The organism is Pseudomonas sp. N40(2020), assembly GCF_014472415.1.
In the GTDB taxonomy this organism is placed as follows: Bacteria; Pseudomonadota; Gammaproteobacteria; order Pseudomonadales; family Pseudomonadaceae; genus Aquipseudomonas.
Window position 1 is genome coordinate 89,177 of sequence record NZ_JACSZV010000015.1, and the last position, 26,910, is coordinate 116,086.

Annotated in this window: 19 protein-coding genes; 11 read left to right on the forward strand and 8 right to left on the reverse strand. The window is 60.0% G+C overall.

The genetic code is table 11. From position 1 onward, the window contains the following. Positions 1-244 precede the first annotated feature (244 nt). Positions 245-6,655, reverse strand: a complete 6,411-nt coding sequence (locus IAI51_RS12300) for a non-ribosomal peptide synthetase (RefSeq protein ID WP_316249768.1) — start codon at positions 6,653-6,655, stop codon at positions 245-247. A 485-nt stretch (positions 6,656-7,140) separates the two neighbouring features. Between IAI51_RS12300 and IAI51_RS12305 the strand changes: the two genes are divergently transcribed. The 10 genes from IAI51_RS12305 (at position 7,141) to katG (ending at position 17,596) form a co-directional block, all read left to right on the forward strand. Continuing rightward, positions 7,141-7,935 (forward strand): helix-turn-helix transcriptional regulator, encoded by a 795-nt coding sequence (locus tag IAI51_RS12305; RefSeq protein ID WP_187678738.1) that lies wholly within the window; start codon positions 7,141-7,143, stop codon positions 7,933-7,935. A 72-nt stretch (positions 7,936-8,007) separates the two neighbouring features. Continuing rightward, positions 8,008-9,417 carry an efflux transporter outer membrane subunit gene (locus IAI51_RS12310; protein WP_187678739.1) on the forward strand — a complete coding sequence of 470 codons (1,410 nt, stop codon included), beginning with the start codon at positions 8,008-8,010 and terminating at the stop codon, positions 9,415-9,417. 156 nt (positions 9,418-9,573) lie between these two features. Beyond that, positions 9,574-10,179: an SCO family protein gene (locus tag IAI51_RS12315; protein ID WP_187678740.1), complete on the forward strand. Its 606-nt coding sequence runs from the start codon at positions 9,574-9,576 to the stop codon at positions 10,177-10,179. Continuing rightward, a complete protein-coding gene (locus IAI51_RS12320) occupies positions 10,179-10,658 on the forward strand; it encodes a copper chaperone PCu(A)C (RefSeq protein WP_187678741.1) in 480 nt (159 codons plus the stop codon). The genes IAI51_RS12315 and IAI51_RS12320 overlap by 1 nt, the downstream gene beginning before the upstream one ends. A 208-nt stretch (positions 10,659-10,866) precedes the next feature. Then, positions 10,867-11,319 carry an Ohr family peroxiredoxin gene (locus tag IAI51_RS12325; RefSeq protein WP_187678742.1) on the forward strand — a complete coding sequence of 151 codons (453 nt, stop codon included), beginning with the start codon at positions 10,867-10,869 and terminating at the stop codon, positions 11,317-11,319. 185 nt (positions 11,320-11,504) lie between these two features. After that, entirely contained in the window at positions 11,505-11,960 is a 456-nt protein-coding gene (locus tag IAI51_RS12330) for a MarR family winged helix-turn-helix transcriptional regulator (protein ID WP_187678743.1), read from the forward strand. 86 nt (positions 11,961-12,046) lie between these two features. After that, complete coding sequence (locus IAI51_RS12335) at positions 12,047-12,421, forward strand: hypothetical protein (protein ID WP_187678744.1); 375 nt, start codon at positions 12,047-12,049, stop codon at positions 12,419-12,421. Beyond that, on the forward strand, positions 12,418-12,615 hold the full coding sequence (locus tag IAI51_RS12340) for a helix-turn-helix transcriptional regulator (protein WP_187678745.1): 198 nt from the start codon (positions 12,418-12,420) through the stop codon (positions 12,613-12,615). The genes IAI51_RS12335 and IAI51_RS12340 overlap by 4 nt, the downstream gene beginning before the upstream one ends. Before the next feature lie 368 nt (positions 12,616-12,983). After that, positions 12,984-15,194, forward strand: a complete 2,211-nt coding sequence (locus IAI51_RS12345; RefSeq protein ID WP_187678746.1) for an LTA synthase family protein — start codon at positions 12,984-12,986, stop codon at positions 15,192-15,194. 131 nt (positions 15,195-15,325) lie between these two features. Next, positions 15,326-17,596: a catalase/peroxidase HPI gene (katG, locus tag IAI51_RS12350; RefSeq protein WP_187678747.1), complete on the forward strand. Its 2,271-nt coding sequence runs from the start codon at positions 15,326-15,328 to the stop codon at positions 17,594-17,596. A gap of 264 nt (positions 17,597-17,860) precedes the next feature. On the opposite strand, the gene pepN is transcribed toward katG, so the two are convergent. Genes pepN through IAI51_RS12380 form a run of 6 tightly spaced genes read right to left on the reverse strand, consistent with a single transcriptional unit; the run spans position 17,861 to position 24,377 of the window. Then, positions 17,861-20,518 (reverse strand): aminopeptidase N, encoded by a 2,658-nt coding sequence (gene pepN, locus IAI51_RS12355; protein ID WP_187678748.1) that lies wholly within the window; start codon positions 20,516-20,518, stop codon positions 17,861-17,863. Positions 20,519-20,528: 10 nt separating this feature from the next. Beyond that, positions 20,529-21,359 carry a DUF2797 domain-containing protein gene (locus IAI51_RS12360; RefSeq protein ID WP_187678749.1) on the reverse strand — a complete coding sequence of 277 codons (831 nt, stop codon included), beginning with the start codon at positions 21,357-21,359 and terminating at the stop codon, positions 20,529-20,531. Beyond that, the gene (locus tag IAI51_RS12365; RefSeq protein ID WP_093221961.1) at positions 21,356-21,616 is read right to left on the reverse strand and encodes a YeaC family protein; all 261 of its coding nucleotides are present in this window, start codon (positions 21,614-21,616) and stop codon (positions 21,356-21,358) included. The genes IAI51_RS12360 and IAI51_RS12365 overlap by 4 nt, the downstream gene beginning before the upstream one ends. Before the next feature lie 33 nt (positions 21,617-21,649). Beyond that, the gene (locus IAI51_RS12370; protein ID WP_187678750.1) at positions 21,650-22,519 is read right to left on the reverse strand and encodes a rhomboid family intramembrane serine protease; all 870 of its coding nucleotides are present in this window, start codon (positions 22,517-22,519) and stop codon (positions 21,650-21,652) included. Beyond that, entirely contained in the window at positions 22,516-23,490 is a 975-nt protein-coding gene (locus IAI51_RS12375) for a metallophosphoesterase (protein ID WP_370872657.1), read from the reverse strand. The genes IAI51_RS12370 and IAI51_RS12375 overlap by 4 nt, the downstream gene beginning before the upstream one ends. Then, complete coding sequence (locus IAI51_RS12380; RefSeq protein WP_187678751.1) at positions 23,487-24,377, reverse strand: NAD(+) kinase; 891 nt, start codon at positions 24,375-24,377, stop codon at positions 23,487-23,489. Before IAI51_RS12380 ends, IAI51_RS12375 begins: the two co-directional genes overlap by 4 nt. A gap of 115 nt (positions 24,378-24,492) precedes the next feature. Between IAI51_RS12380 and IAI51_RS12385 the strand changes: the two genes are divergently transcribed. Continuing rightward, complete coding sequence (locus IAI51_RS12385) at positions 24,493-25,443, forward strand: DUF1853 family protein (RefSeq protein ID WP_187678752.1); 951 nt, start codon at positions 24,493-24,495, stop codon at positions 25,441-25,443. An 85-nt stretch (positions 25,444-25,528) separates the two neighbouring features. Here IAI51_RS12385 and IAI51_RS12390 read toward each other — a convergent pair whose 3' ends face one another. After that, the gene (locus tag IAI51_RS12390; RefSeq protein ID WP_187678753.1) at positions 25,529-26,812 is read right to left on the reverse strand and encodes an arsenic transporter; all 1,284 of its coding nucleotides are present in this window, start codon (positions 26,810-26,812) and stop codon (positions 25,529-25,531) included. Between the last annotated feature and the right edge of the window lie 98 nt (positions 26,813-26,910).

Sequence of the window (26,910 nt, forward strand, 5' to 3'; positions counted from 1 at the left end):
TACGGGAAAAAGGAGCGCGCAGCAGCCAGTCCGTGCAAGCGGCGCGCAGCCTGGAAAAACTAAAACATCGGGGCTTGGGTGTCTGACATGGGAAGCGGGGACAAGCCGTACTCCCCAAGGGCCGCGGCGCTTTGATTTCCTGTGTAGGCGCTGCCGAAGGCTGCGATCTTTTGATCTGGCTTTTTAAAGTCAAAGTCAAAAGATCGCAGCCTGCGGCAGCTCCTACAGGGGGGAGAACTCCCTGTCAGAGGCGGCGTTTGCGGTTGAGGTTCGGGATGGTGGTCTGAGCGATTTCCACCTGTTTCGCATGCCGGGTGGTCTGCGCTGCCAACGCTGCCAATGTCGGCTGACTGAACAGCGTCCGCGCATCGACATGCAGCCCGGCCTGACGCATGCGCGCCACCAGACTTACCGCCAGCAAGGAGTGCCCACCCAGCTCAAAGAAGTTGTCGTGACGACTGATCTGATTGACGTCGAGCACCAGCGCCCAGATCTGCGCCACGGTATTTTCAACTTCACCTTCGGGCGCTTCGTAAGGTCGGTTGAGCACCGCCTCCACACCCGGTTCCGGTAAGGCCTTGCGATCAATCTTGTCGTTGGGCGTCAATGGCAGCGCGTCGAGCTGCACAAAAGCCCCGGGCACCATGTACTCCGGCAAACACCCCAGCACATGCGCGCGCAAATCCCCCAGACTTGGTGCAACAACGCCGGCACGCACGGTGTACCAGGCCACCAGACGCTCATCACGCACCATCACCACTGCTTCACGCACCGCCGGATGCTCGATCAGCCGCGCCTCGATTTCCCCCGGTTCCAGGCGCAGACCGCGCAGTTTGACCTGGAAATCGTTGCGACCCAGAAATTGCAGGTTGCCGTCACTGCTGTAGCGCACCAGATCACCGGTTCGATAAAGCCGATCATCCTGCACAAACGGACTGTCTATAAAGCGCTCGGCCTGCATCTCGGGCAGTCCCAGATAACCGCGCGCCACGCCGACTCCGCCGATGTGCAACTGACCGCAAACCCCCAGCGGCACTGGTTGATCATGGGCATCGAGAACGTACAGCCGCGTGTTGGCCAGTGCCTTGCCGATTGGCACCACGCTGTCCGGCACCGGCATATGCGGCTCCAGCGTCCAACCGGTGCTGTCGACGGTGCTCTCAGTCGGGCCATAGACGTTATGCAGGCGTACCCACGGCAGGCGCTCGCGCACTTGGCGGGCCAGCGTGGCGCTGAGTTCACCGCCACCGTTGAGTACGTCAGTCAGGCTGGTGCACTGCTCGACATCGTCCTGCTCGATGAAATGCTGGAGCAGCGCCGGTACGAACTTGACCACGGTGACCTGCTGCTCGCGAATCGTCTGCACCACATAGGCTGAATCACGGTTGCCGTCGGGCCGCGCCAATATCAGACGCAGACCGGAACACAGCGGCCAGAAAATTTCCCATACCGAACTGTCAAAACTGAACGGCGCCTTTTGCAACAGCGCGCCGTGTTCGGTTGGCGGACTGATCTGCGAGCCCCAATGCACCATGTTGCAGGCGCTGCGGTGCTCGACCATGACGCCTTTCGGCAGTCCGGTGGAGCCGGAGGTGTAGATCATGTAGGCGAGGTTTGAAGCACTCAGGCCGGGCACTTGCGGATCGTCCTCCGGTTGATCCTGCCAATGGCTGTGGTCGAGATCGATCAGCGCCACCTCGGCTTGGCCAAGCAGATTGCGTGTAGCCTCATGCACCAGCACCGCGACCGGCACACTGTCCTTGAGCATGTAACTCAGGCGCTCCAGCGGATAATCCGGATCCAGCGGCACATACGCCCCACCTGCCTTGAGAATGCCAAGCAGACCAATCACCAGATCCAGTCCACGCTCAACGCAAATCGCCACTCGCGCATCCGGTTGCACACCGATTTCACGCAGGTGATGGGCCAGTCGATTGGCGCGCGTATTGAGCTCGCGATAGGTCAGACGTCCTTGCTCGGATTGCACTGCGATGGCATCCGGTCTGCGCCTGACCTGCGCCTCAAACAGTGCGTGAAGCGGTTGCTCCAGCGGGCAATCGACTTCAGTAGCGTTGAACTCGATGAGCAAGCGTTGCAGCTCCTGAGTCTGCAAAATCGGCAAGCGGTTGAGCGGTTGTTGCGGCGCCTGCTCCAGAGCGTCCACCAAGCCGCTCAAGGCTGCTTGCACATAACCGCAGATCCGTTGGGCGCCGATCCCTGCCACCGTTCTGGCGGTCAGGCGCAGGTCGCTGCCCAGATCGTCCACACTCAGGGTCAGCGGATAATTGGTGCGCTCCTCATTGGCCAACGTTTCGATACCTTGCCACGCCTGACGTGCCGGCCCAAGCAGCTCGCTGGGGTCTGTGTGTCGGTAGTTGAGTAACGCACTGAACAGCGGCGATGGCGACGCCACACCGCTGCAACGCTGAGCCAGTGCCAGCGAGGCGTGCTCATGCCCCAGCAGCGCGGTCAGCCGTGCATGCGTCGCCTGCATCCCAGCCAGAACACCCGTATCGACATCGATGCGCAGCGGCAAGGTATTGATGAACACGCCAAGCGCCCGGTCAGCGCCCTCGCCGCCTTGCATGCGCCCCATCAGCACGGTGCCGAATACCACTCGCTCCTGGCCTGAGGTCGCCGCCAGCACCCGCGCCCACGCCAGATGAATCAGGCTGGCGATGCTGACGCCGGCCTGCCGCGCCTGGCTGCGCAAGCGCTGATACACGCCCTCTTTCAGTGTTTGCTGCGCTTCTTCGATGCCGCGACCATCACCGTGCACCTCTTGCAGACCGAACGGCAAAGTGGGCTCGTCGATATCGCCGAGCATCTCGCGAAAGAACGCCTCGTGCTCTTGCTCGCTGACTCCCAGACGCGTCTGCGCCACATAGTTGCGATACGGCACCGGTGGCGCCAGCGGCTCGACCTGCCCGGACAGGCTGGCCTGCATCTCGCCGCGCATCACCTCAAGCGCAACGTGGTCCATCGCCAAGTGATGGAACAGCAAGATGCCGACTACCCTGCCGAGGGCCGGATCACGGGCATACACCAGGCGAATCAGCGGTGCCTGGCTGACATCAAGGCGATAACGGCGGGCGTCGAAGCGCTCGTGCAATTGATCGATGATCGCGCCTTGAGCGGGATCAAGAACGACTTCCTCCACGGGCAGAATCGCCTCGCGCCACACCACCTGCACTGGCGTGGTCAACCCTTCCCAGACCACTGCGGTGCGCAGAATGTCGTGACGGGCCATGACCTGACGCAACGCGTCGGCGAAGGATTCGACCCGCTCGACACTGTCGAATGCCAGCCGCGATTGCAGCAGATACGGATCACCCTGCGCGGCCGTGATGTGGTGGTAGAGAATGCCTTCCTGTAATGGCGCCAGCGGATAGATGTCCTGCACGTTGGCCGCGCCACCCGGCACTGTGGCGACAATGCGGTCGATGGTCGGCTGATCCAGTTGCACCAGCGTCAAAATGTCCGGCGTGAGGTGGGTGCAATCCGCTGCGATACGGTTTTCCGGCACTTCGACCTCACGCCCCGACCCCACCGAAGCCGCCAGCGCTGCCAATGTCGGCTGACTGAACAGCACACGCACGTCGCTGCTCAGATCGATCTGGCGCATGCGTTCGATCAGGATCACGGCCATCAACGAATGCCCGCCCAGTTCGAAGAAATGGTCGTGGCGTCCGACTCGCTCGACTTGCAGCAGTTCGGCCCAGATTTGCGCCAGCGCAGTTTCCACTGCACCCTGCGGGGCTTCATATTCGCGGCGAATCAACGCCTCCGGCCCCGGCGCCGGCAAGGCTTTGCGGTCGAGCTTGCCGTTGGCGGTCAGCGGCAACGAGGTCAGGCGCACATAGGCGCTCGGCAGCATGGCGCTGGTCAGGCGGGTTTTCAGGTGCGCGTGCAACTGATTGATATCCAGCGGCTGACGCTCGGTAAACCACGCCAGCAGTTGCCCGTCGCGAACCAGCACCACGGCGTCCTGTACCGCGTCGTGACTGACAAGCGCGGTTTCGATTTCGCCCGGCTCAATTCGCACGCCCCGGATTTTCACTTGATCGTCGTTGCGCCCCAGGTATTCGAGATTGCCGTTGGCACGCCAGCGCGCGAGGTCGCCGGTGCGGTACATGCGCGCGCGGGGCGCATGACTGAAAGGATCGTCGAGGAAGCGCTCGGCGGTCAGGTCTGCCCGGTTCAGATAGCCTCGGGCGACTCCGGCGCCGCCGACATACAATTCGCCCGTAATGCCAATCGGTACCGGCCGTTGCTGCTCGTCCAACAAGTACACCTTTGTGTTGCTCACCGGCCTGCCGATATGCACCGCCTGCCCGGACTCGATCCGGCCTGAGGTCGCAACCACCGTGGCTTCGGTCGGCCCGTAGTTGTTGATCACTTCGAAGGATTGCTGCCGATTGAACTGACGCAGGCGATCACCGCCGATCAGCAAGGTGCGCAGTGTCGGGTGATCAAGTTCGCGGCTGAAAACATATTCAGCGATGGGTGTCGGCAGGAAACTCACGTCCAACGGCTGGGCGCGCCACCAGGCGAGCAAGGCATCAATGTCTTCACTGGCCTCGTGGCTGGGCGCCAGATGCAAAGTCGCGCCGGCACACAGCGCCGGCCAGACTTCCCAGGCCATAGCGTCGAAGCCGAACCCGGCGAGGCTTGAGGTGTGCTGACCGGCACGCAGCTCAAAGGCGTCACAGTGCCAATCCACCAGATTGCTCAGCGTGCGGTGCTCGACCATCACGCCTTTTGGCAGGCCAGTGGAGCCGGAGGTGTAAATCACATAGGCGAGATTGGCCGTGGTCAATCCCGGCACTTCGGGGTTGGAAACCGTCGCCGACCCACCCTCCAGATCGAGCTCAAGAACCGGCACGTCCAGCACCGGCAGCCGATCGCGCAGAACACTTTGGGTCAATACGACGATCGGTGCGCTGTCGGCAAGCAGATAGCTCAAACGCTCGGCAGGATGCTGTGGATCAATCGGTACGTAACCTGCCCCGCTCTTGAGGATGGCCAGCAAACCGACCAAAGTGTCCAGCCCGCGATAAGCGATAATCGCCACGCGCTGATCCGGCCGCACACCGAGGTCGATCAAGCGCTGGGCCAGGGCATTGGCCCGGCCATTGAGTTCAGCAAACGTCAACGATTGCCCCTGATAAACCGCCGCAATTGCGTCCGGGCGCTCAGCCGCTTGCGCTTCGAAACGCTGATGAATCGTTTGGCCTTGCGGACACTCCAGTCGCGTGTCGTTCCATTGCTGCAGCAGCATCGATTCGGATTCAGTACTCAGGCAAAAATCGCTCACCGAAAGCTCCGGGCACTCCAGCCCTTGCTCCAGAATCGACAGTAACCGTGCCGCCAGTGCCTCGATCTCATCGGTCTCGAAAAATGCCTCGCTGTAGACCAGATGCAGCCAAACTTTGTCGTTGTGACGGTTGCTGCGCAGGTGAATCGCCAACGGTGTAGCTTCGTGGCGATTGGAAACCTTGACCGTATGCCCCAACGCCGCGCCATAGCGGTAATCATGATCATCCTGTTCGTAGGACACCGACACCTCAAAAAGCTGCGAACGCTCTTCGCGCATCAGGCCGAGTGCGCGATTCATCTCGCTCAGGGCGAAACGCTGGTGGCGGAAATCCTGTTTCAGTTCATCACCAATGGCCCGGACCAATTGAGCGAACGACTGCTCTTGGCCAAAGCGCAGACACACGGGACTGACCTGGGTAAATAACCCGAGCGTCGCTTTGAATCGGGCACCGGAACGGTTGAGAATCGGCAGCCCGACAACCCATTCATCACGCTGCAAGGTGCGGCTGAAATAGACGTGCAGTGCCGCCAGCAACACATGGAATGCCGAGCCGCCTGACTGTCGCGCCGTGTGTTTCATGCGTTCGTGCAACAGCGAAGGAAAGGCTTGAACGTGTGTCAGGGTCGCCGCTGCCCGTTTGGCAAAACGCTCGCGATAACGTGGCACTAGCAGCGGTTCCGGGACTGTCCGGTACTTGTCGAGCCAGTAGGCACGGTCACGCGTATGACGAACAGAGTGGTGATAACGCGCGTCGTCCTGGATGAACTCAGCGTAGGAAGGCGTCAGCATCTGCGGTTGTTGCCCTTGAGTCAGCGCGCTGTAAATCTCGCCGAGCGCTTTGAGCATCTGACCAAACCCCCAGCCATCGAGGATCAGATGATGGGCCTGGGTGGCGAGCCAGTGACGGTCGTTGTCCAGGCGGATCAGAGAGAAACGGAAAAGCGGCTGTCCATCCTGTTCGTAAGTCTGTTCCATCGCCTGCTGGATCAGAACCTGCGCCGCCGACTGCGGCTCCGGGTGCGCGGAAAAATCAAAAACCGGCATAGACACCGGCAGAGACCGGGCGAACCGTTGCAACGGCAAACCGTCAGCACCGGCGCCCACCAACAGGACTGTTCGCAAGGCATCGTGACTGGCAACCAGAGACTCAAGGGCCGCGTGCATCAAATCTGCATCCAATGGCCCGGTCAGCTCGACATAACCACCAATGTTGTACAGCGGCGAATCTCCACGGCTCAGTTGATCAAGCCAGATATCCCGTTGGGCGGCGGTCAGAGGGAACGTTTCGACAGGCGCGGACAGATCGTCCGCCGCGTTGGCAGAAGTAGGCTGCATAAGGTCCATCTCATGTAATTTGTCGCGTATTCAAGCATCGGCCTCCCCACCGACATGACACCTGAAACCCGGACAACCACCCCGCCCACGCACGCCTGAGAGCCTCTATTGAGGCGAGTCGCGCACGTATTTTCTAAAAATCCGGAGAGGAAATACTGAAAAGCTTGTAGGAAAAGAACCACATGTCCATACCGCCTTTTACTCAGGCGCTGCCGACCGGAAATCACGACCGCCCCGTTTTCAGGGCCTTTGGCGTGACTGGGCAGTCATTCGCGACAACTGTTGTGCCATCAGTCCCGTCAGAACCCCGGCGCCAACATTCATAAATAGTGGCACTTTGTGTCCCTGTTTTCCCCTACAGACGTAGGACAAATGTATAGGCTTAAATCCTGCCCCAGATCATGTTCTAGGAGAAATGACTGCGTGGGCGGCTTTTACGACGGCAGACGATTCAGTGATGGCTCTGAACCAGGGATGAAAAGGATATGAATCTGACCGGCATGATTCGCGATGTGGAAAACCCGCACTTCTACTGGCAACTCGGGGAGCTGATTGCAAGCACGGGCGATGATCACTTCGCCACGAACATGTTCCAGTTGGTCGACACGCTGGTGCCGGTCAACCGGGTCGATCTGAGCGAGTGGACGCTGGATGAGCGTCAAGCCAGCGTGGTCGAGATCAAGCCGCTGGGCAGTGCCGGTCTACCGCAGATTTTCCCTGCGCCCGATCCGCTGGAGAGCCCGGACAATCATCCGTTGTTGCAGAAAATGATCGAGATGAACGACTCGCTGTTGATTCAACTGAAAGCCTCGCTTCTATCCCGACATCCGCACCACAGCGTCCATCAATGCAATCTGGTGTCGCGCAGCTCCAACCGCCGCTGTGTCATTTCGTTTTACCGGCCGCATACCCAGCGCGTGTTTTCCCTGCCGGAACTGTCTTTTCTCAAGAGCCTGTCCGACACCCTGCTGCCGCTGATCGAACGCCATGCGCAGATCAGTCGGCAAACCCTGGCCAAACAACCGCGCCTGCCGTTGGCTGATCTGGATCAGGCACCGCTTGCACGAGTGTTCGATGAACGATTGGCATTGAGCGGCATCGCCTTGTCAGCGCGCGAGAAAGAAGTCTGCCTGGGCTTGCTGACCGGCGGCACAGTGCCGCAAATGGCCGAAAGGCTTCGGGTCAAGAACAGTTCGATCGAGACCTACCTCAAGCGCGCCACGGCCAAGCTTGGGGTCAGTGGCCGGCATGGTCTTGCCAAATGGATGGCTGGGGCCTGATCCGGCAGTTCTGCTGAAAAACGGGCACCGATACAAGACGTGCCCGCTGTCTTCCGTGCATGAGGCTGTTCGATGTCCACCCTGCGAATTTCCTTGCTGTCCCTGGCAATGCTGGCGGGCGGCTGTTCACTGATTCCCGATTATCAGCGGCCCGCGCCACCGAGTGCTGCGCAATATCCGCAAGGAGCAGCCTATCCGGTATCGAGCCAGACTGCGGGCAACGAAGACTGGCGCACACTGTTCAATGATCCGGCCCTGCAACAGTTGATCGAGCGCGCGCTGGTCAACAACCGCGATTTGCGCGTGGCCGCATTGAACGTCGAAGCGTTCCAGGCGCAGTACCGTATCCAGCGCGCCGACCTGTGGCCGGCGGTGTCGGCCAATGCCAGCGAATCGCGCCAGCGCATGCCACCGAGCGTGACCCAAAGCAAAGCGCTGATCAATTCGACCTATTCGGTCAATCTCGGCATCAGCGCCTATGAGCTGGACTTTTTCGGCCGCGTACGCAGCCTCAGCGAGCAGGCGTTGCAGACTTGGCTGTCGACCGAAGAAGCTCGCCGCAGCGCGCAGTTGAGCCTGGTGGCCAACGTCGCCAACGCCTACCTGACCTGGCGCGCCGATCAGGAACTGCTGGCGCTGACCCGTGAGACCCTCGCCGCCGATCAACAGAGCCTGCGCCTGACCACACGCAACCGTGAGGCTGGTAAATCGTCGGCACTGGAGCAGGCGCAAGCGAAAACCAGCGTCGACACCTCACGGGCCAATCTGGCGCGCTATCAGCGTCAGGTCGCGCAGGACTTGAACAGCCTGACGCTGCTGGTCGGCGCGCCGGTGCCTGAGTCCCTACCGGCGCGGCCGTTGGCCAGTGATCTGGTGCAACAACTGCCGGCGGGGCTACCGTCGGATCTGCTGCAACGGCGGCCGGACATTCTTCAGGCCGAGTACAAACTCAAGGCAGCCAACGCCAATATTGGCGCGGCGCGGGCAGCGTTTTTCCCCAGCGTCAGCCTGACCGCGAATGCCGGCACCTCCAGTCGTGACCTGTCTGGCCTGTTTGGCGCAGGCTCCGGGGCTTGGACGTTTCAGCCGCAGATCAGCCTGCCGATTTTCAATGCCGGCAGCCTGCGCGCGAGCCTGGATTATTCGAAGTTGCAGAAAGACGTGGCGGTCGCCGAATACGAAAAATCGATTCAAACGGCGTTTCAGGAAGTTGCCGACGGACTGGCGGCGCGCACGACTTATCAGCAGCAATTGCAAGCGCAGCGCGATCTGGTGCAAGCCACACAGGACTACTACAACCTGGCGCAACACCGTTATCAGAACGGCGTCGACAGCAGTCTGGTGTTCCTTGATGCCCAGCGTTCGCTGTTCAGTTCGCAGCAAGGCTTGATCACTGATCGCCTGGCGCAACTGGTCGCCGAGGTGAATCTGTACACCGCGCTGGGCGGCGGCTGGCGGGCACAGGAGTCGACGGTTCACTAGGTACTCGTCACTTTTTCTTAAACCTTTTGTCGCCCTGCGACACCCTGTCAGCTGATCGAAAACCGACTCGCCGGTTCAGTTTGGTATCATGCGCCGCTTTTACGGTTAACCCCTCGCCAGTCCTGCCGACTGACGGGCTGCAAAAGGCGGTATTAGATGACGGCTTTGTTGACTCGCCGCAAGGTACTTGCGGGAATGGGCGTGCTCGGGCTCGGCCTGCTCGCCGGCTGCGACACCCGCGGCCAACTGTCGTACAAGTACGGCAAGGATCTGAGTAACAAGATCATGGGACGCACCTTCAAACTGAAGAACACCGACGGCGAAACCATGACGCTGTCGAGCTTTCGCGGTTTGATGCCGATGGTGTTCTTCGGCTTCACCCAGTGCCCGGCAATCTGCCCCACCACGCTCGCCCGCGCGGCCAAAATCAAAAAACTGATGGGCAAGGATGGCGATCGCTTGCAGGTGATCTTCATCAGCCTCGATCCCGAGCGCGACACGCCAGAAATCCTCGACGCCTACATGAAAGCCTTCGACCCTACCTTCGTCGCGCTGTACGGCACGCTTGAGGAAACCAAGGCCACGGCCAAGGAGTTCGACGTGTTCTTCGAGAAGGTGCCGGCTGGCGACACCTACACCATCTCGCACACCGCCACCAGTTACGTCTACGACTCGCGCGGCGAGCTGCGCCTGGGACTGTCCACATCGCTTTCGGCAGAAGAATGCACGGAAGATTTGCTTACTGTTATGGAGGTTTGCTGATGCACCCCGTTCTGAACAACATCAAACGCGTCGTGTTCGGTCTGTCCCTGCTGGGCCTGGCTTTTCAGGCGTCGGCACAAACCACCGTCAGCGACGCCTGGGTACGTGCCACCGTGCCGACCCAGTCCGCCAGCGGCGCATTCATGACCGTCACCGCCGACAGCGACAGCAAGCTGCTCAGCGTCGCGACCCCGGTGGCCAAAGACGTGCAGATCCACGAAATGACCATGAAGAATGACGTCATGAGCATGGGCCCGGTGAAATCGGTCGACCTGCCAGCCGGCAAAACCGTCAGCTTTGATCCAAACGGCTACCACGTCATGCTGATGGGCCTGACCGGTCAGTTGAAAGAAGGCGAAACCGTGCCTTTGACCCTGACCGTGGAAAACGCCAAAGGCGAGAAAGAAACCGTTGAAGTGAAGGCCGCCGTGCGTTCGCTGACCAACATGCAACGTCACGATCACAGCAAAATGCATTGATCTGACTGACTGAAACACCCGCGGGGCGGCCTGATCGTTATCAGGCCGCCCCGTTTTTTTTGCGCGAAGGAAACGTTTACCGCTCGTCGCGTGGGGCCTGTCGAGCGGGTTGACAGAACTCTGGGGCAAGAGGATTATTATTACATCGCGCGCGATCTAACCGCATGCGATAACAACTTCAATCATTATGTCTTTGAGGATTAATCCCATGAGCAAAATCGAAAAAGTCCTGGCCACCGGCAAAACCCACACCACCGCTGCCAGCGCCGGCATCACTTCGCGCGGTCACAACGGTAACCTCGACATTCAACTGTCGTCGCCGGGCAGCGCCAAACCGGCCCATGTGTTTGCTAACGCCCTGCCGCACCCAACTGCCGAGCAATTGTTTGCCGGCGCCTGGTCCGCTTGCTACACCGCCGCGGTCGGCCTGGTCGCCAATGACCTGAATGTGGTGCTGCCGGCCGACATGTCCGTGGACATCGAAGTCGACCTCGGCCAGACAGGCCCGGCCTACTTCCTTCAGGCTCGTCTGACCCTGCGCGTACCGGGCATTGCCGACGACATCGCGAAAACCCTGGCGCACACCGCTGACCAGATCTGCCCCTACTCGAAAGCCACTCGCGGCAACATCGATGTGGCGTTGAATGTCATCACCGAATGATTTTAGCCAGCCAAATACATCGCATGCGATATAGGCGCATAGGATAGAGATGCAATCGGTTCGCCCTGCGTTCACGGGCGAACCGATTGGCGTTTCAAACACCAGCAGCACTCCCGATAAAATCGCATCCGACGTATAGTTCGCCCCATACGTTTCAACGGTTCAGCAGACCCACGAGGATGAACATGAAAAACACCCTGGCCCCCACCGATCTCAAACTCAGCGACTTCCTGTGCTTTGCCGTCTATTCGACCAACCTCGCGTTCGGCAAGGCCTACAAACCGATCCTCGAACGGCTCGGCCTGACCTACACCCAATACATCACCATCGTTGCACTCTGGGAACAGGACGACCAAACGGTCGGCAGTCTCGGCGAAAAGCTGTTCCTGGAATCCAACACCCTCACCCCGATCCTGAAAAAACTCGAAGCCATGGGCTATCTGCAACGTCAACGCGACCCGGCGGACGAGCGTCAGGTGCGGATCGGCCTGACCCAAAGCGGCAAAGACCTGCGCAACGTGTCCTCGGGCAGCAGCCTGTTCGACGCAACCGGGCTGACCGTGGACGAGTTCACGCAGATGCAGCAATCGATCGTGAAATTGCGCAATAACCTGATCAAGTCGGTGAATGCCGAGGACTGATTGGCTGCGGCACCATGGAAAGCATGCTTTACATCAGGAAAATCTTCGGCGACTATGTAAAGGGTCTTTTACATAGGAAGTGAAGCATGAATCGGTATTACCTCGAAATGGGCGCAGCATTGATCCTCTACATGCTGGTGCTGACTGCTTCATTGATTGCTTCGCAATACTTGATGGACGCCAATATCGTTGTTCGTTCAGCTGTCGCGCTGACGCCCATCATTCCGGCGGGTTTGATGTGCTGGGCCATCGTGCGCAACATGCGCCGCATGGACGAAATGCATCTACGCATCCAGTTCGAAGCGTTGGGCTTTGCCTTCGCCGCATCAGCACTGCTGATCTTCAGTTATGGTTTTCTGGAGAACGTCGGTGCCCCGCATATTCCATGGACCTGCGTCTGGCCGGTAATGGGCGCGATGTGGATCCTCGGCCTGCAAATCGCCCGACGTCGCTACCAATGAAAAACCGCCTAAAGGCACTGCGCGCCGAGCGCAAATGGTCACAGGTCGATCTGGCTGAAAGGCTCAACGTGTCACGCCAGACGATCAACGCCATCGAGAACGAGCGCTACGACCCTAGCCTACCGCTGGCGTTCCTGATTGCCCGAGCGTTCGAGATGCCGATTGAAAGCATTTTTGATGATGGCGAGGGCTGATAAACGCAGCGCAATCCTGTCACTGCTCGATATCACTGCAGGAGCTGTAACGGTCTTTCGTCGTGGAATGATGCGATCCTTTTCGCTGAAGTCCTTGAGGGTCTTGATGTTGGGGGTGTGGCCTGAAATGGCAGCGAAACAGAGCCGACTAAACAGCCTGAAACAAATAAAAAACCCACAGCGCTTGCCAGCCGGACTCCAACTGATCCTCTGACACGGAAGCGGGTTAAGGCCTCAAGCCTTCAAAGCCGTTCGGACTGCCATCTGACAACAGAACACCCGCACGTTTAAAAAGGCGATCAGACAGCTCACCCTTGGTATCATCACCCACACTTTTTTGACGGTTTGATGACTGGAAGGTCTTTTTTGTGAGCGCTCTTTTGACCGGGTTGCGACACCCACATGCCCGCCTCTTTTCCTTGATTTTTCTGGTTCTGATCGTGCCGGTCTGCCTGCGCGCGGCGCTCGGCTGGTCGACGCCGCTGGGTTATTTGTCGGATCTGGCCATTGGCAGTTTGCTGGTGGTGTTGCTGCATCTTCGTCCGTGGTGGCTGGCATTGCCGGTGCTGCTGCTTTGCGCACTGTTGAGCGTGGCGACGGCTGAACTGGTCAGCGCTGTAGGCCGTCTGCCGAACCCTTCCGATCTGCATTACCTGATCGATCCGCAATTTGTCGAAAACTCCACGGGGGGCGGTTTGGCGCATCCGGCGCTGGGCATTACCTTGCTGCTGGCGTTGGTGTTTTGGCTGCTGACGCAGTTCGCTGCGCGTGGCATACCGCGCCCGGCTCTGCCCCGCGCCGTATGGAGCGCGCCGCTGGTGCTGTTTGCCGCGCACTGGGGTGCGCAAAACCTGTGGCCGAGCGAGGACGATCCGTGGCGGGCTTACAACCTGCCGCATCAATTGCTGGCCACGCAGGTCGCCGATATACAGATCCAGGCCGAGGAATGGCTGGACGGCGATGTCGAAGAAGCCGCGCCAGCGATGGCCGGGCTCACCGACGTCGATCTCAATGGCCACAAGCTGCTGACCGCCCCGGGTCAGGCGCGCAACGTATTGGTGATAGCCCTGGAAGGCATTCCCGGCGCCTACATCCGCGCCAACCGCGAGGCCATCGGCAGCCATTATCAGGAAGACCTGATGCCCAACCTCAGCCGTTGGGCCGAGCGCGGCATGAACACTCCGGACTACGTGCTGCACACCCACCAGACCATTCGCGGTCTGTACGCCATGCTCTGTGGCGATTACGACAAGCTCAACAACGGCACGCCAAAAGGCGTGGAAATGCTCACCCAGCAACAGCGCAATCAGGCCTGCCTGCCGGCACAACTGCGCGAACACGGCTTCAGCACCCACTACCTGCAAGGCGCCGGTCTGCGCTTCATGGCCAAAGACAAGATCATGCCGCACATCGGTTTCGATGCGACCCATGGCCTGGAATGGTTCACCAACGCCAACTATCTGGAGTTCCCTTGGGGCAAGGATGACAAGGCGTTCTTCGAAGGTGCGCTGGATTATGTCGGCCAATTGAAGAAGCAGAAGCAACCGTGGATGCTGACGTTGCTGACCGTGGGCACCCATCAGCCCTATTCCGCGCCAGAAGACTATCTGCAGCGCTACGAGACGCCGAAACAGGCAGCGGTCGGTTATCTGGACGATGCGCTGGATCAGTTCCTGATCGGACTTGAACGCCAGGGCGTGTTGAAAGACACCCTCGTCGTGATCACTTCGGATGAATCCCACGGCATCGACGGCGTGCGTCTGGCCTCCTCCTGGGGCTTCAACCTGACATTGGCGCCCGAACATGAACAACTGCCGCGCCTCAACGCCGGGGTGTATGGCCATGTCGATCTGAGCACCTCCATCCTCGATTACTTCGACCTGCCAGTGCCAAGCGCGCTGAGTGGCCGCTCGCTGTTTCGCGACTATGACTCCGGGCGCGAGATCATGTCGTTTACCAACGGCAAACTGCGCTATCACGACGGTCGGGGGATTTTTTCCGAATGTGACATGCCACGCCGTTGCCGCTACTACGAAAGCGCAGGGTTTATCGCCGAGAGCGCCACGTTCAAGGGCACCTACAGCGGTCAGCGCGCTCGACAGATCGCGGCCCGCGCGAATGCCCTCGATCTGTCGCTGCTGCGCACCCCGCTCAATCAGCGCTATCAGTTCGGCAGCACCAACGTCATCCCGTTGCAAGCGCAGATCAATGACGATTGGGCCGACAACCTGATTGGCGCGCAATATCTGGAAATGCCCAAGGGCACGCAAACCCGCGTGCGCCTGACCGTACGTTCGGTCGATCCGCAGCAGGCGGCATACATTCAGCTCAAGGCCAAAGAGTTTGAACAGGACGTGCAACTGGGGCTGCCTTCAGAAATGGTCGCCACGGCGGATCAACCGCTGGAGATGGATTTCAGTTTTGACAACCCGCAGCAGCGCAAGGCCTTCTCGTTTCACCTGTTGGGATATGGACTGGGTGCAGTAGAGGTGACGGATTTCAGTGTGATCACCGAAGTGCCGGGGCAGGAGGAACTGCTGGACGAAGTGCCTGAGGATGAAGTCGCGCAATCCAGTTGATTCATCGGTAAAAGGTTCTGCCTATCAGTGTCCAATAGTCGGGCTATTAGCTGACTTGCCAAGTCGGGTCTAGCCTTACAAGTCCGAAGTCGGCACGAGCCGGCCGTACAAGACCTGATAAGGATCCGAACATGGCAAACGAATCGAAATGCCCGTTCAACCACGCCGCCGGTGGTGGTACGACGAACCGTGACTGGTGGCCGAATCAACTCAACCTGAAAATCCTGAGTCAGCACTCGCCCAAGTCCGATCCGCTGGGCAAGGATTTCGACTACGCCACCGCCTTCAAAAGCCTGGACTTTCAGGCCTTGAAACAGGACCTGCGCGCCCTGATGACCGACTCTCAGGACTGGTGGCCGGCAGACTTCGGCCACTATGGCCCACTCTTCATCCGCATGGCCTGGCACAGCGCCGGCACCTATCGCACCGCCGATGGTCGCGGTGGCGCCGGTTCCGGGCAGCAACGTTTCGCCCCGCTCAACAGCTGGCCGGACAACGTCAGCCTCGACAAGGCCCGGCGCCTGCTGTGGCCGATCAAACAGAAATATGGCCGCAATATTTCCTGGGCCGACCTGATCGTACTCACCGGTAACGTTGCACTGGAATCCATGGGCTTCAAAACCTTCGGTTTCTCCGGCGGCCGTCCCGACGTGTGGGAGCCGGACGAAGACGTGTACTGGGGCTCGGAACACGAATGGCTGGGCGGCGACAGCCGTTACGGCAAGGACAAGTCTGCCATGCAGGAACCCGGTGACGGCACGCTGGTAGCCGAACCTGATTTACACGGCAAAGAAGAAAGCCGCACCGATCAGGGCGAACGCAATCTGGAAAACCCGCTCGCTGCCGTGCAAATGGGTCTGATCTACGTGAACCCGGAAGGCCCTGAGGGCAACCCGGACCCAGTGGCCTCGGCCCGGGACATCCGCGAAACCTTCGGCCGCATGGCCATGAACGATGAAGAAACCGTGGCACTGATTGCCGGTGGTCACGCGTTCGGTAAAACCCACGGCGCCGGCCCTGCCGATAATGTCGGTGCTGAACCGGAAGCCGCCGGCCTTGAAGAGCAAGGCCTCGGCTGGCGCAACGCCTTCGGCACCGGCAAGGGTGGCGACACCATCACCAGCGGCCTCGAAGTGACCTGGACCACCACGCCGACCCAATGGAGCAACAACTATCTGGAAAACCTGTTCGGCTTTGAGTGGGAGCTGACCAAGAGCCCGGCCGGTGCGCACCAGTGGCAACCGAAGAACGGCGCTGGGGCTGGCACCGTTCCCCATGCCCACGACCCGAGCAAAAAACTCTCGCCGACCATGCTGACGTCTGACTTGGCGCTGCGCTTCGACCCGGCCTACGAGCAGATCTCGCGCCGGTTCCTGGCCAATCCCGATCAGTTGGCCGACGCCTTCGCCCGTGCCTGGTACAAACTGATCCACCGCGACATGGGCCCGCTGTCACGCTACCTCGGACCGGAACTGCCCGCCGAAGAACTGCTGTGGCAAGACCCGATTCCTGAGGTCACTCATGCGCTGATCGACGACAACGATGTGACCGCACTGAAAGGCAAAGTACTGGCGTCTGGGCTTTCCGTCTCGCAACTGGTCTCCACCGCGTGGGCGGCAGCCTCGACATTCCGGGGTTCGGACAAACGCGGCGGCGCCAACGGTGGCCGCCTGCGTCTGGCACCACAGAAGTTCTGGCAAGCCAACCAGCCTGAGCAGTTGGACAAGGTGCTGAACACCCTTGAAGGCATTCAGGGAGAGTTCAATGGTGGCGCATCCGGCAAGAAGGTCTCGCTGGCGGATCTGATTGTGCTGGCGGGTAATGCCGGGGTCGAGCAAGCGGCAAAAAATGCCGGGCACTCGGTCACGGTGCCATTCACGCCGGGACGTGCGGACGCGACCCAGGAGCAAACCGATGTCGACTCGTTCGGCTTTCTGGAGCCGATTGCCGATGGGTTTCGCAACTACAGCAAAGGCAAATACCGGGTGTCAGCCGAGGCCCTGTTGATCGACAAGGCGCAACTGCTCACCCTCTCTGCTCCGGAAATGACCGTGCTGCTGGGTGGCCTGCGCGTGTTGAACACCAACGTCGGGGGAACGCGTCATGGTGTGTTCACCAGCCAGACCGAAGCACTGACCAACGACTTCTTCACCAACCTGCTGGACATGGGCGTGGAGTGGAAGCCGACGTCACGGGACGCGGACGAGTTCGAGGGCCGTGACCGTAAAACCGGTAGCGTGAAATGGACGGCGACAAGGGTTGATCTGGTGTTTGGCTCCAATGCGATATTGCGTGCGCTGGCGGAGGTGTATGCCAGTTCGGATGCAAAGGAGCAGTTTGTTAAGGACTTTGTTGCTGCATGGACGAAAGTCATGAACCTGGATCGCTTCGACCTGAAGTAATTTAGAGCAACAAAAAACGCCGCTTGTTTAAGCGGCGTTTTTTTGGATGCAAACTGGATTATTTCGGTGTTTTTTAGATCTTAACCCCCTCACCCCAGCCCTCTCCCCCAAGGGGGCGAGGGGGAAAGGGAGCCGATCTCGATGTGCTTCAAAACCAACGCTCGACTCGGTCTTTCAAGTCGGTGTAACTCGACCATCCACCTCGGTCAGTCCCCTCTCCCTCAGGGAGAGGGTTAGGGTGAGGGAAAAGCTCCAAACGCCATATCAAGCCAAGCTCTTGCTAACCACCTCATACACATCGCTCGACAGCTGCCCCGAAGCCCGAATCCGCTCCAGCTCCCCTTTCATCAACGCCTGACGGGCGCTGTCGTATTTACGCCAGCGAGTCAGCGGCGCCAATTGGCGCGAGGCAATCTGCGGGTTGAAGCCGTTCAGCTCAATCACCAGATCCGCCAGGAAGCGATAACCCGAACCATCCGCCGCGTGGAAGTTGATCAGGTTCTGCCCGGCAAACGCACCGACCAGCGCACGCACCTTGTTCGGGTTCTTGATGTTGAACGCCGGGTGCTGCATCAACGCTTTCACTCGCTCCAGACCACCCGGCAAGGTGCTGCCGGCCTGCACGCTGAACCACTGATCCATGACCAGCGGGTTGTCCTTGAATTGCTCGGCGAAACTGGCCAGCGCTTGGTCTTTCTGCTCGTCGAACGGCGAGTTGACCAGCACCGCCAGCGCGGTCAGGCGCTCGGTCATGTTGTCGCTGGTGTCGAACTGTTCAAGCGCCGCTGCCAACACTTCCGGCTTGCCGCTGAGCATCAGGTACGACAGCGCGATGTTCTGCAAGGCACGACGGGCGAAATGCTCGGCCTCGGCCACATACGGGGTTTTCTTCGACAGGTCACGGTTGGCCTGATAACGCAGCCACAGTCCTTCGAACAGGTTGTCGGCCAGTTGCTTGCGGGCAAATTCGCGTGCGATATGGATGGCATCGACGTCCGCCACTTCGCTGATTTCAGTGAGGTACGCCTCACCCGGCAGCGAGAGCATTTCAGCGACCATCGCCTGATCCAGCGACTCGTCGGACAACACCGTGCGCAGCGCCGAAACCAGACGCGGATCGAGCACCAGACTTTCGCCCTTCTGCTGCTGCGCGATCAGCTCTTGCAGTACCTGTACCGACAGTTGCTGACCGGCATCCCAGCGGTTGAAGCCGTCGCTGTCGTGCTGCATCAGGAACATCAACTGGTCACGGTTGTACGGGAAGCTCAGTTTCACCGGCGCCGAGAAGCCACGCAGCAACGATGGCAATGGCTGCTCGCTGATGTCGACGAAGGTGAAGGTCTGCTCTGCCTCGGTCACCGAGATCACGCGGGTGGTGCCTTGCGCCGATGCTTCACCGGCCAGACGCAGGGCGATCTCGTTGCCCTTGCTGTCGAGCAGGCCCAGTTCGACCGGAATCACGAACGGCAGTTTTTCTACCTTGTCCGGGGTTTCCGGGCAGCTCTGGCGGAAGGTCAGGCTGTAGGTTTTCGCCGCGGCATCGTAAGACTCGCTCACCGCCAGGCGTGGCGTACCGGCCTGGCTGTACCAGCGTTTGAACTGGGTCAGGTCGACGCCGTTGGCATCTTCCATCGCCTTGATGAAATCGTCGCAAGTCACGGCCTGGCCGTCGTGGCGATCGAAGTACAGGTCGCTGCCCTTACGGAAGCCTACGGCGCCGAGCAAGGTATGGATCATGCCGACCACTTCCGAGCCCTTTTCGTACACGGTCAGGGTGTAGAAGTTGGAAATCTCGATGAAGCTGTCCGGGCGCACGGCGTGGGCCATCGGGCCGGCATCTTCGGCGAACTGATGGGTACGCAGGTACGCCACGTCCTGAATGCGCTTGACCGTGGCCGAGTTCATGTCGGCGGAGAAGCCGGAATCGCGGAACACGGTGAAGCCTTCCTTGAGCGACAACTGGAACCAGTCGCGGCAGGTCACGCGGTTGCCCGACCAGTTGTGGAAGTATTCGTGGGCGACGATCGCCTCGACCCGCTGGTGCGCGGCGTCGGTAGCGGTTTCGGCGCGGGCCAGCACGGCGCTGGAGTTGAAGATATTGAGGCCTTTATTCTCCATGGCGCCCATGTTGAAGTCGTTGACCGCGACGATCATGAAGATGTCCAGATCGTACTCGCGACCGTAGACCTCTTCGTCCCAGCGCATCGACTTCTTCAGGCTGTTCATCGCGTGCTGGCACTTGTCGATGTTTTCCGGCTCGACATAGATGCGCAGCGCGACGGTGCGCTCGGTCATGGTGGTGAAGGTGTCTTCAACGCACCACAAATCACCGGCCACCAGCGCGAACAGGTACGCCGGTTTCATGAACGGGTCTTCCCAGGTCGCCCAGTGCCGGCCGTCTTCGCCGGGGCCGGAAGCGATCGGGTTGCCGTTCGACAGCAGCACCGGATAGCTGTGCTGCTCGGCGACCACCGTGGTGGTGAACTTGCTCATCACGTCGGGACGGTCGAGGTAATAGGTGATCTTGCGGAAGCCTTCGGCTTCGCACTGGGTGCAGAACATCGTGCCGGACTTGTACAGGCCTTCCAGCGCGGTGTTGGTTTCCGGGTGGATCTTGACGCTGGTGTCGACCGTGAAGGTTTCGCTGGTCGGTTGCAGGGTCAGGTGGTTTTCGCTGAGCTGGTAATCGTCAGCGCTCAGCTCTTTGTCGGCGAGTGTGACCGCGAGCAATTCCAGCTGCTGGCCATCGAGCACCAGCGGCGGCAGGCCCGCGCCACGGGCCGGGTTGCGGCGCATCACCAGTTGCGCGTGGACCAGGCTGTGGTCCTCGAACAACTCGAAGGTCAGGTGTGTTTCGTCGATCAGGTACTCAGGCGCCTGATAGTCCTTCAGGTAAATCATCTTCGGTTGTTCGGTGCGCATGCTGGAATCCTTATTGATGCACGGCGAGCTGATAAGCCGTGTACTTACGAATGTTGATCACGCCGGTATCGAAGATCAGGTACTGGCCCTTGATCCCCAGCAGCGTGCCTTCGGCAATCGGGTTCTTGTCCAGGTTGAAGCTGACGATCTTGGCCGGGTATTGCTCGACCGGATAGCGGATTTCGATAGGTTCGACATCGGCAATCGTCTGAATTGCCTGTAGGCCGAATCGCTCCTGCAAGCCTTGCAGGCCCTCGGCGCAGCTTTCGAACAACTGATCGCGTACTTGCGCCAGATCGACTGCCACCGCATCGCCCTTGAGCAGTGCGCGCCAGTTGGTCTTGTCGGCGACTTGACTGCGGAACAGATCTTCGACGAAGCCCGATTGCTGCCGCGTCGCCACACGCATGATCGGCAACGCCTGACTGGCACCCTGATCGAGCCAGCGGGTCGGCAATTGGGTAGCACGAGTGATGCCAACCTTGACCCCCGACGAGTTGGCCAGATAGACCACATGGTCGGTCATGCAGAACTGCTCGCCCCACGCAGGATCGCGGCAGGTGCCGGCGTCAAAGTGGCAACGCTCCGGGCTCATGATGCAGATATCGCACTGGGCCAGCTTGGTCATGCACGGGTAGCAGTAACCCTGGCTGAAACTGGTTTTGGTCTTGCGCCCGCAATGGGTGCAGTGGATCGCCCCCAGGTACTCCAGACGCACCGTGGTGCCGATCAAAGGATTGACCGGCACCTCGACGTCATCCAGACGAAACGCGTATTGCACGTTCGGCCCGTCAAGGCACGCCGACATTTTGCTGATTGCACCGCGGCCAATCTCGATCAATGGATGGCATCCGACTTGAACAGAATGTTCGGCACTTCGATCGACTTCGACGCACACTCCTGCGGGCCCATGTAACCGGTGCGCTGTTCTTCAGGCAGGTTCTGGATTTCCCAGGCGATCATCGCCTGCAACGACAGCTCGCGCTGTTCGGCGGTGAGTTTGCCACCGTCCGACCACTTGCCGATTTCCACGGCCAGTTTCAGGCTCTCGTAGATGTCCGGGGTGATGTTTTTGATCATTTCGTTAAAAGAGGACATCAGGGTCTCCGTGCTCTTTATTCACTGAAAATTTTAGACGGCCAGTTTACGGCGGTTATACAAACCGCCCAACAAACCGGTTAAGCATCCGATGAGTAACCCGCCGACGTGGGCGGCATTGGCAATTTCGCCGAAGCCGATCATCGAGATCAGCCCGGACATGCACACCAACAGCCACACCAGCATCATCACCAATACGCCGCGCGGCAGGCGATAGGCCGGGTTCGGCGACAACAACTGGAAGATCCAGCAGTGGCCGAGCAAGCCGTAAAGCACACCGGACAGTCCGCCGAACAAGGTCGCGCCGCTCCAGGCGAACTGCGCGTAGTTGGACACCAGGCTGAACAGCAACGTCAGGCCGATCAAATTGATACTGCCCTGACGCGACTCGATGCGCCGCCCCAGCTCCCAGTACCACATGCCGTTCATGGCCAGGTGGAGGATGCCGAAGTGGATCAGCATCGGCGTCACCAACCGCCACCACTGCCCCGCCGCGAGGCTGTCAGCCAACGGAGTGAAGTGGATGTATTCGCCGATCACACGGAAATCGAGGAAGGTCAGCCAGCGCAGGGTTTCCAGGTTTTCACCCAGAAAGGTCAGGCCGGCGACGATCAGGCACAGCAGCAGAATGAAGCCTGTGGCCTTGGCGTGCTTCAGTTGTTCGACGAAGCCCGGACGCTTGAAGGTCTGGGCTACCGGGATGTCCAGGGTTTGCTCGGGATCACCGGCCGGGAAGCGCTCGTACAGCGAACGAACGTCGTCGCTGACCTCCGCTGGCGCCCACAACACCTGCTCGCCCGCCTCCTCACTGACCCGGTGCGGCACCTGCATGCGTTGCAGCAGCGTGACGAAACCGCTCAAGTCCACCGCCAGGGGCAGACGCAATACCGCTACCGCACTCATTGCAGCACCTCCGGCCGCTCGACATCGACCCAGACAAATTTATGCGGATCAAGGCGGGTTTCCTGATCCAGACGATAGGCGACGAGTTTGCCGTAGAGCACCGCGCTGTAATCCAGACACGCGAGGTTCGGGCGGATCGGTGCCGGTTTGCCGCTGCGCCAGTAATGGCCGACGAACAGCAACGGCTCATCGACGCCATAGCGCAGCAGGGAATTCTTTTCAGTGGAAGTCAGCGGCGTCTGCGCCACCGGCTCCGGCAAGGCATCGGGCTGAAAGACGATGTCGCCATAGGTTTTCGGATCGTCTTCCCAGAACTTGGTGCGGAAGAACGAACGCACCAGACCATCACCACTGGTCATGGTCTGGCCGTCCGGCAGACGCATGTCGGTGCCGCGCAGCAGGCGATCGAACACGGTGCAGGCAAAGCTGCCGGGCACGGCCGAGGCCTGGAGGAAATGCTCATCGATGCGTGCATCGGGAAACAGGCCGCGCAGCGGTTCGATCAGGCCGGCGTCCCAGCACGCATGCACCACACGGAAACGCCCGGCATCCACCACCAGCGGCAGTTCATAGAACCACTGCTGAAAGTCGTGCCAGTCGCCGGGATGGTCTTCGAACTGAGTCAGGGTTTCATGGAGCAATCGCGCATGGCGCGGCGTGTGCTCACGCACGAACTGCTTGCCGCTGCCCGGTGGCGCCGGCGTGCTCCAGCCGAGGGCATTGAATTCATGGTTGCCCATGATGCACAAGGCCTGACCGGCCTCGACCATGTCGTGGACGATGTGCAGCGCCTCGCGAATCCGCGGGCCACGGTCGATGATGTCACCGACGAACACGGCCATGCGCGATGGATGCCGCCAGACCCCGCCCTGCTTGTGATAACCGAGACGGTCAAGCAGATGTTCGAGGGTCAAGGCGCATCCGTGCACGTCACCAATCAGGTCATAACTGCGCGCGGGATCGAGCATCAGTCGCCTCCACCGCCCAGCTTGCTGCCCCAGCCGAGCTTGGTGCGGCAGACTTCGTAGTAATTGTGGTCAAGCGGGTGGATCAATCGCAGTTTCTGCGCTTTCTTGCTGACGGTGATGGTGTCGCCCGGCGCACAGGTGAAATGGTTCTGCCCGTCGCAGGAGACTTGCGGATAGATCTGCATGTTTTTCGACACGACGATTTTCAGCTCACTGTTGCCATCGACCACAATTGGCCTGCTCGACAACATATGGGGGTACATCGGCACGATCACAATGGCGTCGAGCTTGGGATGCATGATCGGCCCGCCCGCCGACAACGCATAAGCAGTGGAACCGGTCGGGGTGGCGACGATCAGACCGTCGGCCTTCTGGCTGCAGACGAACTGGCCGTCAATGTACAGCTCGAACTCGATCATCCGCGTCGACTTGCCCGGGTGTAGCACCACATCGTTGAGCGCATCACCCTGACCGATGGCCTCGCCGTGGCGGCGGACTTCGGCTTGCAGCAGGAAGCGGTTTTCCACCAGATAGTGGCCGTCGAGGACCTTGGCGACTTCGACTTCCAGCTCGTCCGGGCGAATGTCGGTGAGAAAACCGAGGCTGCCACGGTTGATCCCCAGCACCGGAATATTGTGTTTTGCCAGCGCACGGGCGGCCCCGAGCAGGCTGCCGTCACCGCCGACGACGATGACCATGTCGCAGACTTCACCGAGCATCTTGCGCGACGAGGTTTGCAGGCCGTGGCCCGGCAGGACTTCGGCGATGGTGTCTTCGAGGATCACATGCAGGTGACGATCGAGCAGAAACCGTTTCAGTCGGCGGACGGTATCCAGCACCTGGGAACTGCCCAGGCGACCGATGATGCCGATATTACGAAATTGCTCCATGGGACCTCTGCGGACAATCGAAAACGCGAAAACCACGATTATGGGCGAAAGCCTGCGATAGACAAAATCCTTTCAGCCTCAAGGGTGGGCTCGTGTTTAAGGCTATGCTCGCAAGATGATCCTATTTCCCGACCTGCTGCAGTTGCCCCATCAATTACGCCATCCGGAAGTGCGTGATCTGGCGTGGGTGATCCTCGCCCCGCCGATGCTTGCGACTACACCGTGGCCGCAGCGTCATCCATTGGCCGGTAGCGACTGGGTTGCCGATCCCGAGCGTCTGGAGCAATGGCTACGTCAGCTTGATCGTGACAGTTACGAACTGCTGCACTGGTTGTCCCAGGCGCGCACCCGGCGTCTGGGCCTGTATTACGAGCGCTTGTGGCAGTTTGCCGTGGAGCATGCGCCGGGGATTGAGCTGATCGCGGCGAATCTGCCGATACGTCGCGAAGGCCATACCTTGGGCGAGTTGGACATGCTGCTGCGTGACCGCGATGGCGTGCATCACCTCGAACTGGCGATCAAACTCTATCTCGGCCCGCAACAGGGTGACGGCCATGACCCGGCGCAATGGCTGGGGCCGGGCTGTCACGATCGGCTGGATCGCAAACTGGCGCATCTGGTCGAGCATCAACTGCCGATTTCAGCGCGCCCGGAAAGCCGCGAAGTCCTGGCGAAACTGGATATCGAAGTATTCAGTGCGCAACTGTGGCTGGGCGGGTATCTGCTGTATCCGTGGCCCGGCCCTTCGCAGTCGCCGGATGGCGCCCACCCGCAGCATTTACGTGGCAGTTGGTTGCATCAGAAGGATTGGCCGGCGTTCGTCGCTCAGCGTCCGGCAGGCCGTTGGCAACCCCTGCCCCGTCATGCCTGGCTGGCGCCGGCGCACTACCCGGCGGATCAGACCTGGGCTCCCGAGCATTTGCAGATGTGGCTGGAGGGCTTGGAACCGCTAGCCCCGGCGCAGTTGATGGTGCGCCTGACCGAGAATGCACAGGGCGAATGGGAAGAGGCGGAACGCTTGTTCCTGGTGTCCGACCTTTGGCCGAATGTCCCTGGCCAAGCTTAAAGATCGCAGCCTTCGGCAGCGCCTACATTTGGAATGCGTGCACCCTGCAGGAACTGCCGAAGGCTGCGATCTTTTGATCATGCTTCTAAAAAGATAACCGCACAGCCAAAGCCGCCAACGTCACCAATAACACCGGCACCGTCAGCACAATCCCCACCCTGAAGTAATACCCCCAGCCAATGTGAATCCCCTTGCGCTCCAGCACATGCAGCCACAGCAACGTCGCCAGACTGCCAATCGGCGTGATCTTCGGCCCCAGATCGCTGCCGATCACGTTGGCGTAGATCATCGCCTCCTTGACCACCCCGCTTGCCTGACTGGCATCGATCGACAGCAAGCCGATCAGCACGGTGGGCAAATTGTTCATGATCGACGACAACAGCGCCGTCAGCACGCCAGTGCCCATGGCCGCGCCCCACACGCCATGACCGGCGAAGATATCCAGCCAACCGGCGAGATAGCCGGTCAAACCGGCATTGCGCAGACCGTAGACCACCAGATACATGCCCAGCGAGAAAATCACGATCTGCCACGGCGCTTCTTTCATCACTTTGCGCGTGGAAATCTTGTGTCCACGGGCGGCGATGCCCAGCAGCAATGCTGCGCACACGGCGGAAATCGCGCTGATCGGAATGCCCAACGGTTCGAGGGCAAAACAACCCACCAACAAGATCGCCAACACCGCCCAGCCGGCATAAAACGTGGCTTTATCGTGAATCGCGGTTTCTGGATGTTCGAGCTGTTCGGGGTCGTAAGCCTTGGGAATGTCGCGACGGAAAAACCACAGCAACATGCCCAGCGTCGCGGCGACGCTGACGAAATTCACCGGCACCATCACCGCAGCATAGCGATTGAAGCCGATGTGAAAGAAGTCCGCCGAGACGATGTTGACCAGGTTCGACACCACCAGCGGCAGGCTCGCGGTGTCGGCAATAAACCCTGCGCCCATGACAAAAGCCAGCGTCGCCGCCGGCGAGAAGCGCAGCGCCAGCAGCATCGAGATGACGATAGGCGTGAGGATCAGCGCTGCACCGTCATTGGCAAACAGTGCCGAAACCAGCGCACCAAGCAGCACCATGAAGGCAAACAACTTGCGCCCACTGCCTCGTCCCCACCGCGCCACATGCAATGCGGCCCAAGCGAAAAATCCCGCCTCGTCGAGCAACAGGCTGATGATGATCAGCGCGACGAAGGTGCCGGTGGCGTTCCAGATGATTTGCCAGACCAGCGGGATGTCGCTCAGGTGTACCACACCGAAGATCAGCGCCAGCACGGCGCCCAACGTCGCACTCCAGCCGACACCGAGGCCTTTGGGTTGCCAGATAACGAGGGTAATGGTCAGCAGGAAAATCAGTGACGCAGCGAGCATCCGCGAAAACCTTCAATTGAAATGCAGTAATGAAGTGAACACAAAACCTGTAGGAGTGAGCCTGCTCGCGATAGCGGTATGTCAATCAGTCGACTGAC